This is a genomic window from Arthrobacter sp. ISL-85 (assembly GCF_018613675.1).
GTDB lineage: Bacteria > Actinomycetota > Actinomycetes > Actinomycetales > Micrococcaceae > Arthrobacter.
This window is the reverse complement of sequence record NZ_JAGGPQ010000022.1, coordinates 1-12,168: the sequence shown is the minus strand read 5'-3', so window position 1 is coordinate 12,168 and position 12,168 is coordinate 1. Positions and strand designations below refer to the sequence as shown.

The 12,168-nt window shown below is 60.5% G+C and carries 14 protein-coding genes; 2 read left to right on the top strand and 12 right to left on the bottom strand.

Going from position 1 to position 12,168, the window contains the following annotated elements; translation table 11 throughout:
* Nucleotides 1-165: 165 nt before the first annotated feature.
* From J7I84_RS16685 to J7I84_RS16675, 3 genes are all read right to left on the bottom strand, one after another.
* On the bottom strand, nucleotides 166-633 hold the full coding sequence (locus J7I84_RS16685) for a hypothetical protein (RefSeq protein ID WP_214945667.1): 468 nt from the start codon (nucleotides 631-633) through the stop codon (nucleotides 166-168).
* A 185-nt stretch (nucleotides 634-818) separates the two neighbouring features.
* Complete coding sequence (locus tag J7I84_RS16680; protein WP_214945666.1) at nucleotides 819-1,163, bottom strand: hypothetical protein; 345 nt, start codon at nucleotides 1,161-1,163, stop codon at nucleotides 819-821.
* Nucleotides 1,164-1,288: 125 nt separating this feature from the next.
* Nucleotides 1,289-1,921: a hypothetical protein gene (locus J7I84_RS16675; RefSeq protein WP_214945665.1), complete on the bottom strand. Its 633-nt coding sequence runs from the start codon at nucleotides 1,919-1,921 to the stop codon at nucleotides 1,289-1,291.
* A 155-nt stretch (nucleotides 1,922-2,076) separates the two neighbouring features.
* On the opposite strand from J7I84_RS16675, the gene J7I84_RS16670 reads away from it, so the two are divergent.
* Nucleotides 2,077-2,367 (top strand): hypothetical protein, encoded by a 291-nt coding sequence (locus J7I84_RS16670; protein WP_214945664.1) that lies wholly within the window; start codon nucleotides 2,077-2,079, stop codon nucleotides 2,365-2,367.
* Between the two features lie 41 nt (nucleotides 2,368-2,408).
* Here J7I84_RS16670 and J7I84_RS16665 read toward each other — a convergent pair whose 3' ends face one another.
* The 6 genes from J7I84_RS16665 to J7I84_RS16640 all read right to left on the bottom strand — a co-directional run bounded on the left by J7I84_RS16665 (nucleotide 2,409) and on the right by J7I84_RS16640 (nucleotide 6,844).
* The gene (locus tag J7I84_RS16665; protein ID WP_214945663.1) at nucleotides 2,409-2,768 is read right to left on the bottom strand and encodes a DUF2750 domain-containing protein; all 360 of its coding nucleotides are present in this window, start codon (nucleotides 2,766-2,768) and stop codon (nucleotides 2,409-2,411) included.
* 24 nt (nucleotides 2,769-2,792) lie between these two features.
* Complete coding sequence (locus J7I84_RS16660) at nucleotides 2,793-4,034, bottom strand: hypothetical protein (RefSeq protein ID WP_214945662.1); 1,242 nt, start codon at nucleotides 4,032-4,034, stop codon at nucleotides 2,793-2,795.
* A gap of 84 nt (nucleotides 4,035-4,118) precedes the next feature.
* Nucleotides 4,119-4,649, bottom strand: a complete 531-nt coding sequence (locus J7I84_RS16655; protein WP_214945661.1) for a hypothetical protein — start codon at nucleotides 4,647-4,649, stop codon at nucleotides 4,119-4,121.
* A gap of 105 nt (nucleotides 4,650-4,754) precedes the next feature.
* Nucleotides 4,755-5,498, bottom strand: coding sequence for a competence protein CoiA family protein (locus tag J7I84_RS16650; protein ID WP_214945697.1), 744 nt, complete (start codon nucleotides 5,496-5,498; stop codon nucleotides 4,755-4,757).
* A complete protein-coding gene (locus tag J7I84_RS16645; RefSeq protein WP_214945660.1) occupies nucleotides 5,395-5,766 on the bottom strand; it encodes a hypothetical protein in 372 nt (123 codons plus the stop codon). The genes J7I84_RS16650 and J7I84_RS16645 overlap by 104 nt, the downstream gene beginning before the upstream one ends.
* A gap of 811 nt (nucleotides 5,767-6,577) precedes the next feature.
* Complete coding sequence (locus J7I84_RS16640; RefSeq protein ID WP_214945659.1) at nucleotides 6,578-6,844, bottom strand: helix-turn-helix domain-containing protein; 267 nt, start codon at nucleotides 6,842-6,844, stop codon at nucleotides 6,578-6,580.
* 255 nt (nucleotides 6,845-7,099) lie between these two features.
* Here J7I84_RS16640 and J7I84_RS16635 point away from each other — a divergent pair, with 255 nt between their 5' ends.
* Entirely contained in the window at nucleotides 7,100-7,624 is a 525-nt protein-coding gene (locus J7I84_RS16635; protein WP_214945658.1) for a hypothetical protein, read from the top strand.
* A gap of 31 nt (nucleotides 7,625-7,655) precedes the next feature.
* On the opposite strand, the gene J7I84_RS16630 is transcribed toward J7I84_RS16635, so the two are convergent.
* The 3 genes from J7I84_RS16630 to J7I84_RS16620 all read right to left on the bottom strand — a co-directional run.
* Nucleotides 7,656-8,294 (bottom strand): NYN domain-containing protein, encoded by a 639-nt coding sequence (locus J7I84_RS16630; protein ID WP_214945657.1) that lies wholly within the window; start codon nucleotides 8,292-8,294, stop codon nucleotides 7,656-7,658.
* A 205-nt stretch (nucleotides 8,295-8,499) separates the two neighbouring features.
* Entirely contained in the window at nucleotides 8,500-11,448 is a 2,949-nt protein-coding gene (locus J7I84_RS16625) for a phage tail tape measure protein (RefSeq protein ID WP_214945656.1), read from the bottom strand.
* A 527-nt stretch (nucleotides 11,449-11,975) separates the two neighbouring features.
* Nucleotides 11,976-12,168: hypothetical protein (locus J7I84_RS16620; protein WP_214945655.1), on the bottom strand; the 193-nt coding region annotated here is incomplete at its 5' end.

The window sequence follows — 12,168 nt, the reverse complement described above, 5'->3', positions numbered from 1 at the left end:
AGTGAAAGGGGATGGCCTGGCCATTTCCCAATACCGATGGGGAAGCAGACCGAGCTCATGGCCGGATCTCCCGTTAGCCGACGCCACCGGATCACAGAGCGACAGGGGAGGCATGCAGACAAACGGGATCACGTAACCGTAGTGCCGATCATCCCAGGACAGCCGCTATCCGCGGTGGGCGTTGAGCCACTCCATGGCTTCCTGCTCGTCGGAGAAATACCGGCTTGGACACTGCGGCTGGGGAAGCCCGTGCATCCCGTGCGCTATCACCCGGTCCACGGGGGTGCTGCCCAGAATCGCAAAGGCCGTGACCGTGGCCGCTCTACTGAGGACCTCGACGGCGTCGCGGCTCACTGATCGCACGCCCGTGATCTGCAGCAGTACCGCACCGCCAGCACCGGCCGTTAGCGTAAGGAACCGCTCCCGGACCCGGGCACCGTCGGCTTCAGTGATCCGGCCTCCTGGACTCAGCGTAATGCGGAGGATCCGATCCCCGATGACGTGGATCGTGACTTTTTCTGGAGCTGGATCTGCACCTAGAGGCGCTCGATCGCCTTCGGCAGCGCCGTCGGAAAAAGTGGTTGCCTTTGCAAGAGTGTGTTGTTCGCCCTTCACCTGGGCCATTGTTGTCATCAAATTCCCCCGAAGTGATGCAACTGCGGCCTCGTCGCTGCAGTTGCGCCCGGGATCGGTCACCGCCCGGCTAGAGGCCAGCGTACCCGTCAGCAGACTCAAGGTCCATGAAAATCCAAGCAATGAACACAGCCTCAGTCCGCTCGCGATCATTTGACGGCGGGGGCGCTAGATGGGCGCTGCGTTCACTTGACGGTGAGTCCCAGGACTGCAGCTGCGGGCAGCAGGAACAGGAGTACCCGCGAGAGCCGGCTGTAGCTGTTGTCGTAGCGCCGGCGCATGAGGGCGAGGACGATCAGGTAGACGACGTTGAGGACCAGCGCCAGGCCGAAGAGCAGAATCAGTGCGTACGCCAACAGCAGCCCGGCCCAGAACAGGGCTTCACCGTCCTGTCCCGAACCCGGCGGCATCACGAAACGGATAAGGAGGACGGCAAGCAGCGGCAGCGCGTCCGCGACCAGGACAGTGATCCGGAGGAACCGCATCCCGGTGGATTGCCCGCGTGGCTGGAGCACCGGCTGCTGGATCATTTCGCGCCCATCAGCGCCTCATTGGATCCGGTCTTCCGCCCGAAGTTTTCCGGGGCCGTCTTGCTCATAACGACAGGCTACACAGCAGCACTGGCAGCCCGGAGCAACGGAGCCGAACACGATCGTTACTTCGCGAGGCGCTTCAGCCGCCTGATGGTCTGGTGTTCTGCGTGAACGATGCCTACCGTTTTGTGACGCGGGAACACTGGCCCTCGGTCAGCAAGGGCGAGTGCTCGGCGCGCTGCTTCTTCTGCCGTTTCCCTGTCTCCAGTTGCCTCTGCAAGGTCGATCACGGCCAGGTTCCAGCGGAAATGCGCGTCTGGGAATGGCACACGCGCCACTTTGGACCACCGGATCAGCAACTCCGCGGCTTCTTCGAGGTCCTGCTCGTCGCCGCGCCGAATGAGGAGTTCGGCAAGCTTGATCTGCTGAGTCGAGGTTGTGCTCTTCATCTGGGGATTGTCAGCGAGCAGGCGGCGGTAATAACCCTCTGCCAGGACTGGATCGGCTTCAACGAAAGAGTCCCCCAGATGCTCAAGTGCTGCGAAGCCCTCCAACTTCGAGAATTCCCCGTCGTCCCCGAGCACACGCAACCAGAGGCTTCTGGCTCCGTCTAATTCGCCCGCGTCGCTAAGTGCCAGCCCCTTGATACGCAGGTACTGCGCGCGCCTGGACCCGCGGGACCGCGCAAGGCGGCGCTCAAAATCTGCACGATCCGCCTCGGCCCAGCCGGGAGACCGAAACCACTCATGTTCCATGCGCGAAATTGTTCCAGACCGACCTGTGAAGGATGGCGCATGGGCCCCTCACGAGCGGCGCAAAGCTGCCGCCAGCCGAAAACATATTCACATGTGCATAAGTCTGTGGAGAACACATGTTCGATGAGCCGCCGGAGTCGGCCTAAAATTGAGTCGTGATCAAGGCAGGAACTCCCGAGGACATGGACCGGATGATCGCACGGTCAGACGCCGACAAGAGCCACCCCATCGACGACACGTCACCGATCCGGGAGTTCCCCAAGTTGAACCGTCCCCTGGCCCTGAAGATCCCGCACAATGTCTTCGCTGCGCGGATGGTCAGCCCGCTGCCGGGCGGATCTGGTTCGGGTTCCCGGCCCGTGGATCAGCCGGGCAACACACGGCAGCTGCAGGACGCGCTGCTGGCGTCCGCTGACAGGTACCGCCCCATCGAAAAGCGCGGCTGAAAGGCGCGCACAGGGCTGTCGCGTCGGCTCATCGCGCCTGCTCAGTCCGTGCCAACATTGGCGGCAAGGCGGTTTCGTACTTCTGCCGGCCGGAAATCGTAGCCAGTGGCGCGAGCGGCAGTCCAATTGAGTCCGATCAGGATCCCATCGCGTTCGAGGCCATCGATCCACCGCATGCGCCAGATCTCCAGGGGAATCTCCACGGGCTCGAAGTCCGCGTAGGCGGGAACGTTTGCTATGACCTTTTCGGCTCTACTGCGAAGAGACCAGAACGGCATGCTGCGATCACCGTCCCCGTTGAGCGGGGCCGGGATGCCACCCGAATCACGGATCGTCCACACCTGACCGTTCTTCAGGATCTCGCTGTAGAAGGCCGCTGCCTGCGCTGCACTGACGCTCATGCCGACAGCCTATGGCCCGGACGCTCAGTTCGGCGTGTGATCCGAGAGGACTTCCAATCGTTCTGGATACTCTGCCGGGGACTCTGACGCTTCTGCATCCTCGGCTGCTGCAGAACGTCTGCGCCTTCTGCCCGCAAGGATCAGCACGGCGGCCCCCACCAAAATGGCCCCGGCCACGGTGCCGATGATGACCGGAAGATTGGACAGGAAGCTGGCCCCAGTGTTCTCCGAGCTGGCCTGAGCCGTGGGCTCTGCTGCTTTTGCCTCAGCCTGTGCAGCTTGGGCCTTCACAGCCGCTAGTGCGGGAATGCCCAGATCCTGGGCCGGGAAGACCGACACGGACAAATCGGCGGTGTTGGTGACCAGGACGGACCCGTTGGGAGCGACGGCGAGATGTCCGGGGTTCCGGAGCGTCGGCTGGCTGCGGCGGACACTTGTTTCGCCTGGTGCGATGACGTTGAGGCTGCTGTTCTCGGAAAGAACGTAGACAGTGCTGTCCGGGCCGACAGCGATTTCCTTTGGTCCCCCTGGAACCGGCACACGGTAGGAGACGGCTGATTCCCCGGGCTTGATCACCGCCACGTCGTTTGAGGCGATGTTGGTGACGTAGGCGGTGCTGTCGGGGCCTATGGCGATCCCGTGCGGAGCCCCGGCGCTGTCAGGAGTCTTCCGGACATCAATGGTGCGTGAAACCGTGCCGGCGCCCGGGGCGATGACCGAGACGGTCCCGCTGTCCTGGTTGGTGACGTAGGCGGTGCCGTCCTGGGCTACGGCTACTTCCTTGGGAGTGCGGCCGACGGCGACCTCCTGGGCCGGGGCGTCGGCGCCCGGGGGGATGACCGAGACTGTGCCCAGAAACGGGTTGGGAACAAAGACAGTCCCGTCAGCCCCTGCGGCTATGAGGTGGGCGTCGGCGCTGAGGGTAATCGTGCGTGCCACCGCAGAGGAGCCCTTCGGTATCACCACGAGCTTTTCCTGCTGATCATCGAGGGCCGACCCCTCGACAAACAGGGTGCCGTCCGCAGACAGTGCCATTCCCTTCGGGTTGACGCCTGTCATGAGCGTCGTGGTCGGTGAGCTCGCGCCCGCGGGAAGAACATGGACTCCTCCGGTGTCGCCAATGTAAGCAGTGCCCTCGGCGTCGACGACAACGCCGAGAGGGAATTGGCCAACATAAACGACATCCCCGGATGCCATCGACGGGCCAGCACCAATCAACAAAATGCCGCCAGCGACAGCCACCGATATGCCCGACGTGAAGCGCATGCACCTACCCCCAAACCTTGCAAGAAGAAGACCTTCGATGAGCATACGTCGGCAATCTATCCCCGAAGAGCAAAGATCGGCTGGTCAGTTGGTCCATTCGGCAGCGGTGGGATAAACAGGGACCTTCTTCATCCGCAACACGATGGCGGCCCGGGAGATGATGAGCACATTCAGGCCGATCCCGCCGACCCGGAGCCCGGTCGACTGAGTCGTCATGTAGATGACGATCAGGATCAATGCCGCGGCCGCCAGAATGATCGCGGCAATCAGGGGTGACTTGGCCGTGGAGCGGCGCGTAATGATGTTCCAGATGCCTACTCCGACGTAGGCGAGGGCAAGCACACAGAAGACCGCGATGACCGCGATGGCGTGGTTCATGGCATCAGCCGGGATGTAGTCGCCGGCGGTCGCAGCGGTGTTCATGGCGCGGATGACCATGGAGATGTCTGTATAGGCGTAGAAGCCCGACGCAAGACCCAGAAACACGGAACTGCATCCCAGGATGAGCCGCCACCGTTGCGACTTCGCGTCGTCCGCCGGGGAGAGGATTTTTACCTCGGGTCCTGGCTCCGAAAGCCACGGTTGCTGGTGGGAAGACTGCTGGTCATAGCTCATGCGGGCGGGCGCTCCTTGTGGCCGGCAGGAGCGCTCTGTGACGGCCCCCAAACAACCAGAGCCTACAGCGCGCAACGGCATGGCCGGTGGTCCAACGGGTTAGTTTTAGCGCTTTTTGCGCATGATGCGTTCAATGGCCTCTGCCTGGCGTTGCGCTTCACGATCACGGTCGCGGCGCGGTGCACCTCGGCTGGGTTCCAGCACCTGGCCGGGACTGGCGCTTCCGTACTGCCTGACTGCCTGCATTCTCCGCCCCCGCGACATCGGCCGCGCCGGTGTCGGAGCCCGGCGGGCGGGTGCTTCCCGGTAGTCCTTCAACTGGGCAAGCCGGCCGGATTCCGGCTTGTCGCCGATGTACTCTGCCATCTCCGGCGGGGGCACAAGAGATCCCGAGGCCGAGATGCCCCACTCCGAGAGGGGAGCTGAGGCGTAGTACGTGGGGAGCCGGACATGGCGCTCGGCGGTGGGGTGGCGGTATTCATTTCCGTAAGGTTCGACCAGGACCCCGATTTCTTCATGCTCCATGTCCAGCACGACGCTGGTCAGCGGCAGGTCCAGGACCAGATGCGGAACGTCCGGGGACCACAGCCACAAGTCGAGGACGCCTGCGTTCCTGTAGCCGCCGTGGCGGCGGTTCCAGTCCTTCCACTCCAGTGGCTTGCGCTGGACCTCGAACGCCAGCTGCCGGCCGCCGAAAAGCTCCGCCTTTACGTCGCTGCGCAGCCGCGCCCCGGGTACCCAGACTTCATCGTCGATTGACCAGGGCATGATGTGGTGCTGCTCCCTGGCCCAGTCCATGATCAGCTGCTTTCCGTGCAGGTGCTCGGCTGTCTCGCCGTGCCTGCGCATACCGTCCGGAGCCTCGCCGGGCTTGTGCCGGAAGTGGATGCACCTTATTCTCGGCCACCACGAGCGAGACCGGAACGTCGTGGCCGGCCTCCAGGCAGTCGATGCAGACGATGTCCCGGGAGCCTCGGTACCCGTAGCGGTCGTAGTAGGAATTGTTCCCGCGGCTCATGGCGGAGGCGATGACCACACGCCGGTCGGCCTTGTTGTAGGCAACGTGGGGCTCTGAGGGTTCCCATGTGCGCGGGAAAAGCGGGCGGATCTCAATCATGCGCGGAGTATAGGGTGAGTGGCTGACAGTTGCTGCCATGTAGCTGTTGGAATCGCTCGCCCGCATTCGTGCAACTGCATTCCCCGACAGCCTTCTCAGAGCTCGTGCATCCTCCGCCTCGGTGTGAACCCCTTGGCTGTTAAGGGCTTCTCGAAGATGATGAATGCAACGTGCAGAAAGGGGCGCGGCAATGTCTGCTCTTGATGAGGAAGCCCGAGCACGCAAGGAAGAAACCATCCGACGCATACGGAGGGGAATCCTGGCGGCCCAGCTCCGGATTACCATGGACGAGCTACAGGGCCGACAGACGCCGGAGGCGGTCGAGCGCCTGGGCAGCTGGCACTGCCGCGATTGCCGTCACCGTTTAATACTTTGAGAACGCCCGACGGGAAGCTCCGGACTGATCCGGCGTCACGGAGAGAACTGGCTCTACATGTTCGCCGCAATATTCTGGCCGCGCAGTTGAGGGTGGCCTTGGATAAGGAACGGGGCCGGGTGACTCCCGAAGCCGTGACGAGACTGGCCCAGATTGAGCTTCCACCTCTCAGGTGAAGGATCTTGGCGGGCACGGGAGCACCTCGATGTGAGAGTGATTCTTGGATAAGTGCACCAAAAATGCACCACGAAGCTCCTGAGAAAGAAGAAAACCCCCGGTTTCCCGAGGGTTCTCACTGGCGGTGACGGTGGGATTTGAAACCTTTTGACCCTTAGCGCTGGTGCGGAGAGTGGCGATATCAAGCGGTTTTTGATCACCCCACGTCACGCACCATCACTTCAGTTGTGGGCAAAGTGTGGGCAGTATGTGGGCGCTCTATGGAGTGGTCGGCTTGCTCCTTCGGTTCGCGCGAGTGCCAACATTCGGCGTCACCTTGGGGCGTGCCGGCACCTCGTGATTCATCGCGCGGATCGCTTCCACGTCTTCCTTACTGAACCGAAGCTCCGTTCCAAACTTATGCCGAGGCCAAGCCTGTTCCTTCATCAACCGGAAGGCGGTGGAGCGGCTGATTTGGAACAGCTCAGCAACCTGGTGGATCCTGCGGAACTCTGGCTCATCATCGTTGCTGTCGGCGATCGTCATGCTGACATTTCACCATTAATACGACACTCGTAGAGACTGAGGGGGACTGTAATGCATGTACTCGTAATCCGGTTCCAGGTCTTCGTACGGCGAGCGCAGCGTGTACTGCTGCCGTTCCTTCTCCCGTTCTTCCACTTCTATGCGGGCCATCATCGCCGCAAACCCCTCAGGGTCAAACTTCACCATGCCCGCAAAACTAGACCCTGCCCCCGACACACACTATTAATGTCAGACGCTCGCCCCTATGCTGTGACCATGAAAACGCATATTGGGGGCGCTGCATTAGCTGCGTGCATAATCCTCCTGACTGGCTGCTCAGGATCAACGCAGGCAGCTTCTACCTCTCCTTCGGCAACACCCACACCTACACCCACGCCAACACCGACCGCCTCAGTAGGTCAGTACGCCAGCATCATTGCTGAGAACGAGACGGCATGGCGGGACTACGAAGACAAGATAGTGGACTGCGCTCTTGCCTCAATAGGTACGAAGCCACTCGACTACGCCAAGAGAACCGCCTGCCGGTTCACGGTTCAGACGGTTACGGTGACGGCGAAGACAGCAGCACGAGAGATTCGCCAGCTACCCAAGCCACCTGCCGAGATCGACACGCTCGTTACCCGCACGCTGTCAGCGTTGGACGTGATCGGGAAGAACGACGCAACCACGGCCTGCAAGGACACTGAGAGCGACAGCTGCGATGCAGCCGAGACCCAGGTGAACGGCGACATCCGCCTGCTCACCCCCGTGCTCGACGCCTGGAAGCCATACACGCACTGAATCGCTGGTAAGCCGGCGGGGCCCCGCCGGCTTACTTCCAGCCCGGAGGCCGCTTATATACCTTTTGCGTCAAGCCGTCCTTGAACTCATCCGGCAGCTGAGACGCGCGCAGTTTTGCATCACCGATGATGAACGAAGAAGGCAGCTCGTTCTGAATAGCTTTCGAATAACGGGCTGGTGGGAACGCTGCGGCAATGAACAGCTTCTGGTCCACTGCTTGTGCCATTCTTACGGCGGGTAGGAGGTCCGTGTCTCCGCTGATTATGAACATGTCATCAGCCGCGCCAGAGTAAGCATCCTGAAGGATACTGAGGGCAATATTGACATCTGTCTCTTTTTCCTCATAGTGCTGCCAAGTTGCCGAGCACGAGAGGCACTCGACGTCTCGCGGCTCGTGACGCCCGTGGATGATTTTGATGTGCTTTGGGTATTTTGTCTTCAGCGCGTACTGATAGTGCTGTTGTCGGCGGATAGATTCGGCGGCACCTGCAACAGGAGACGTAAAGTAGTTAACCCGCACCAGATTGCTCTTGGGGCGTAGATTCTTAGCCAGGGCTACAAGATCCAGCCATAGCCTTTTCTTTCCACTATCTTCCTTGAGTCCGTTGTAAAGGTTAAACCCGTCAACATAGAAGATGGCGCGGTTGGAGGCGGGCGAATCTGAGGACATAGGGACTATCTAATACCACCAAGCACGATTCCCCACGATTGGACACTATCCCCAACTACCTGTAACGTTGTTGGCATACCCCGCTTAGTTACGAAGCTAAGCCCGACGGCACCCATTCAAATGGGTGCCGTTTTTGTTTAAGCTCGTGGAACATCAGGAAAGCCCCCGGCCCGGTCGCAAGGGACTGGGCCGGGGCTGACGTGTATTAGCGGGCACGTCCCCTAGCGGTGGAAGCAACGGAGTTCAGGCTTGCACCAACTTCACCTCGAGCAACCTCACGAACAACAGCCTGCACCTCAGCACCAGTAAACGGATTCGTCACAAACACCGTCACATCACCAGCACCACCAGTAGAAGCAATGATCTGCCGCGGAGGAGCAGGAGCAGGCGGTAGTTGGCCAGTGGCGTTCGCGTAAAGCAGGTTCGCAGCCCCGATGGAATCGACCGCGGCAGTCCGCATCACAATCTCGCCAGGAGTCAGCATCGCCGGCACCGTATCCGTACCCCGCGGACGCATGTCGTAGAGCCTCGGACGGCCACCGACAGCAAGATAGTTCACCATGCCACCATCGGCGTGCGTAGCCGGGTTCAAGGCAACCATCGACGGATCGTCCCTGTATTCCGACATCTTCACCGTCTTATCAATGGTCTCAATAAGCATCGACACATGCCGACCATCAATCGCGTCAGCCTTGCCCTTAATCCCATCCAACGTGGCGGATGCGTGGTCAGCGATCCACGCATCAATATTCACGTTCTTCGGGATACCCAAAGCCTTGCGAGCCATTGTGTCCGCCGCGTCACCGGTGATACCCAGCTGGCCAGCAGCACGCACCAAGTCGTCATAGCTTGTCCGCAACGAACCTTGCAACGAAGCCTGAGCTGCTACCGAGCCCTGCGTGGCCAGCGTCTCAGTAGCCGTAGCCTCGGCAGACGCAATAGCAGCCTGAGCCAGGCTGTTGAAAGCAGACTGGTTAGCACGCCCGGATTCAGTGTTGATATCGAGGTTCGTGCCATTCTTCTTCACCGACTCAGTCATCTTGTCGATGGCGTCCTGATACCCGATAGCAGCATCCGAAGCCGAAAGAGACAACAGGCCCGCGTTAAACAAGGACTTACCGAACGCGTCGATATCAACGATGGCGCCCTGGGCAGATAGGCCGACTTCCTCCAGTTGCTTAGCCATAGCCTCAGTGACTGGCTTTGCCTCACCCGTCACGCTTGTGTACGTCTGAACTGCACTGCTTGCCGCCTGCATCGACGTCGGAACCTTACCCATAGCGAAATCCAGAAGGTCCTGACCTTCAAGAGTGACGCCGGCTTGGTTAGCAAGATCCAGCAAGGCATCCCTGTAGCCCGGCATATGATCCAGAGCGTCCTGTGCCGTAGAGCCGTTCTTAATGAACTCATCTGATAGCTTCCTGAAGGACGCAGCAGCGGCTTCCGCGCCACCGTTCTTAGCGAGGTTCCCAAGCTCGTCGCCAACCTTACGCAGCGACTCATCAACCTGCGATGTCTCAGACTTGGCGAGCGGGAGCCATCCGAACGCTTGGTCAGCCCAACGGTTGATCCCGTCAGAGCCCTGAGGATGCGTGATCCTAGCAATAGCATCCGCAGCGGAATTGATGTCCGGCGCGATCCGCTTACCCATGAAATTGCCGAAGTCACTCAGTGCGGCATCAAGCGCTGAAATACCGTCACCAGAAGCGGCCTTGTTCAGCTTCAGAATCGCGTTAGCAAGCTGCTCCGTAGACTGCGTGTGCTTGTCATAGGCGATGGCACCGAAAATCTCCATACCGACCATCGCGGCAGCAGCAAGGCCTGCCGCCTTAGCGACTTTACCGAGGCCAGAAGCGGCACGCGGCGACGCCTCAGCAAGATCAGACAGGGTACTGCGGAACTCAACAACCTTCGGAAGCGCCGTCATGAGCCCACCACCAAGCAGCAGCGCACCACCCCCAATGCCAGCGATGCCAACAGCAAGGTTCAGGATTGGCGCGGGGATGTTGCCGATGGCGTCCACGAGGTCTTCAGCGCCCTGCACAACGCCGCGGAGAGACTGCGCAGCCGCAGACCCGCCCTTGATCAGAACAGAGTCAAAAGAGCCGCCCAGACGTTCCAGGTCGCCGGCTAGGTTGTCCGTTTTAATTTGGGCAGTAACCGCGGCATAGCCGGAATCGTTGACCTTGTCTGTCCAGTCAGAGATACCGGAAGCGCCTTGTTCATAGAGGACATTGGCAGCACGGACCGCATCGGATCCGAAGATAATGCCCATGGCAGCGTTTCGCGCCTCAGGAGTGAGGTCAGCCATCGACGTTTTAAGGTTCTCAGCGAAAGCCGCCAGCCCCTTGAAATTGCCCTGCGAATCGTAGGCAGAGATGCCAAGTTCGGCCATCTTCTCCGCAGCCTCTTTCGACTGTGGGGTAAGCCTTTGAAGCATCGTCTTCATGGACGTACCGGCGTCGGAACCGATGAGGCCGGCAGAAGCGAACGCCGCTAGGCCGCCAGTTGTTTCCTCAATCGTGAGGCCGGTAGAAGCAGCGACAAGGCCAGTCTGATTCAACGCGGCACGAAGATCGTGCACTGACCCCTGGGCCTTACCAGCACCCGCAGCGAGTAGATCCGCCAGGTGAGGCACCTTGTCACCCGACAATTTGAACTGAGTGAGCGAACTAGCAGCTATTTCGGCAGCCTCACCAACATCCAGCGAGCCGGCAGCAGCAAGCGACAGCGCACCTGTCAGGCCGCCGCCAAGGATGTCCTTCGTAGAGACGCCAGCCTTAGCCATCTCATCAATGCCCTTAGCGGCTTCTACAGCAGAGAACGCCGTGTCAGCACCAGCGTTAATAGCTGCCTCACGCAGCAAATCCATGTTGCCGGCTGTTTCGTGTGTTGAGGACTGGACCTCAGACATTGCCGAATCGAACTCAGATGCTGCCTTGATGGCGAGCCCCACGCCAGCAAGCAGAGCACCACCCATAACCATCGACGCCTTACCGACACGGTCCAGGTGCTGCTCGTTTTCCTTCGCGAACTTCTCCAGTCGGCTACCAAAGTCGTTAGTCGCCTGTTGGGCCGTCCTCAGGCCCGCCGTCAGGCCCCTTACATTCGCCTCAATGGCGATAGTGATACTGCGGTCAGCGATGCTAACCACCCCTTCCATTTTGGGTACAAAAAAGCCCGCCATAAGCGGGCTGCAAACGAGTGGAGCTATTCAGTTATGAGATGCGTGCGGGGCAGAACGAAAAATCCCCCAAAGCGTACAGAACAAATTCAGCCTCCCCGGCGGGAAAATTTCGTAGGCCCCTGGTACGGGGATAGGCCCCAGGTTCCTCGGGTTAGGTGCCTGTCTTGACGTGCTGGAAGCGGTCACGGGCACGGGTTCGCGTATCAAACCCAAGGCCCCGGCAACGGCCAGCGGCGGGCGAACCGTACTTGTCTATCAGCCCTTCCTTGACGCACCATGCCCTGACTGCGTCGTCCCGCCTACCCCACGGCTCGTTACTAGCCCAACTGCTGCGCTCCCACATCAGCCCGTTGGCTTGGAACCAAAGCTCTGTTTCCTCTTCAGACCACCAACATTCGTGATCGCGGAACGTCCCCAACAGTTCAGCGGGCACACCATCGCCAGCGCCCTGAGTTAAGGGCGATGTACCTGCGGCCGCCTTGGCTCTCCTGCGTTCACTCATTAGCGATCCGCCAACCCAACGACGTGAGGGCCTTGGGCGTTAGTCCTAGAGCCTCTGATGCGTATCGGCACTCCTGGGCAACCCATGCCGTGCCACCGTCTCCAATGGCCAGCAGGCGGCTCTCATAGGCAACCAGCAGCGCAACAGTGCCCTTCACTGTCTCGTCCCATGTCAACGGCAACTTA

What these genes read in the sequence shown, in the direction of transcription:
- J7I84_RS16685 (WP_214945667.1), bottom strand. Translation starts at nt 633, where the DNA reads ATGACAACAATGGCCCAGGTGAAGGGCGAACAACACACTCTTGCAAAG.
- J7I84_RS16680 (WP_214945666.1), bottom strand. Translation starts at nt 1,163, where the DNA reads ATGATCCAGCAGCCGGTGCTCCAGCCACGCGGGCAATCCACCGGGATG.
- J7I84_RS16675 (WP_214945665.1), bottom strand. Translation starts at nt 1,921, where the DNA reads ATGGAACATGAGTGGTTTCGGTCTCCCGGCTGGGCCGAGGCGGATCGT.
- J7I84_RS16665 (WP_214945663.1), bottom strand. Translation starts at nt 2,768, where the DNA reads ATGAGCGTCAGTGCAGCGCAGGCAGCGGCCTTCTACAGCGAGATCCTG.
- J7I84_RS16660 (WP_214945662.1), bottom strand. Translation starts at nt 4,034, where the DNA reads ATGCGCTTCACGTCGGGCATATCGGTGGCTGTCGCTGGCGGCATTTTG.
- J7I84_RS16655 (WP_214945661.1), bottom strand. Translation starts at nt 4,649, where the DNA reads ATGAGCTATGACCAGCAGTCTTCCCACCAGCAACCGTGGCTTTCGGAG.
- J7I84_RS16650 (WP_214945697.1), bottom strand. Translation starts at nt 5,498, where the DNA reads ATGCGCAGGCACGGCGAGACAGCCGAGCACCTGCACGGAAAGCAGCTG.
- J7I84_RS16645 (WP_214945660.1), bottom strand. Translation starts at nt 5,766, where the DNA reads ATGATTGAGATCCGCCCGCTTTTCCCGCGCACATGGGAACCCTCAGAG.
- J7I84_RS16640 (WP_214945659.1), bottom strand. Translation starts at nt 6,844, where the DNA reads ATGACGATCGCCGACAGCAACGATGATGAGCCAGAGTTCCGCAGGATC.
- J7I84_RS16635 (WP_214945658.1), top strand. Translation starts at nt 7,100, where the DNA reads ATGAAAACGCATATTGGGGGCGCTGCATTAGCTGCGTGCATAATCCTC.
- J7I84_RS16630 (WP_214945657.1), bottom strand. Translation starts at nt 8,294, where the DNA reads ATGTCCTCAGATTCGCCCGCCTCCAACCGCGCCATCTTCTATGTTGAC.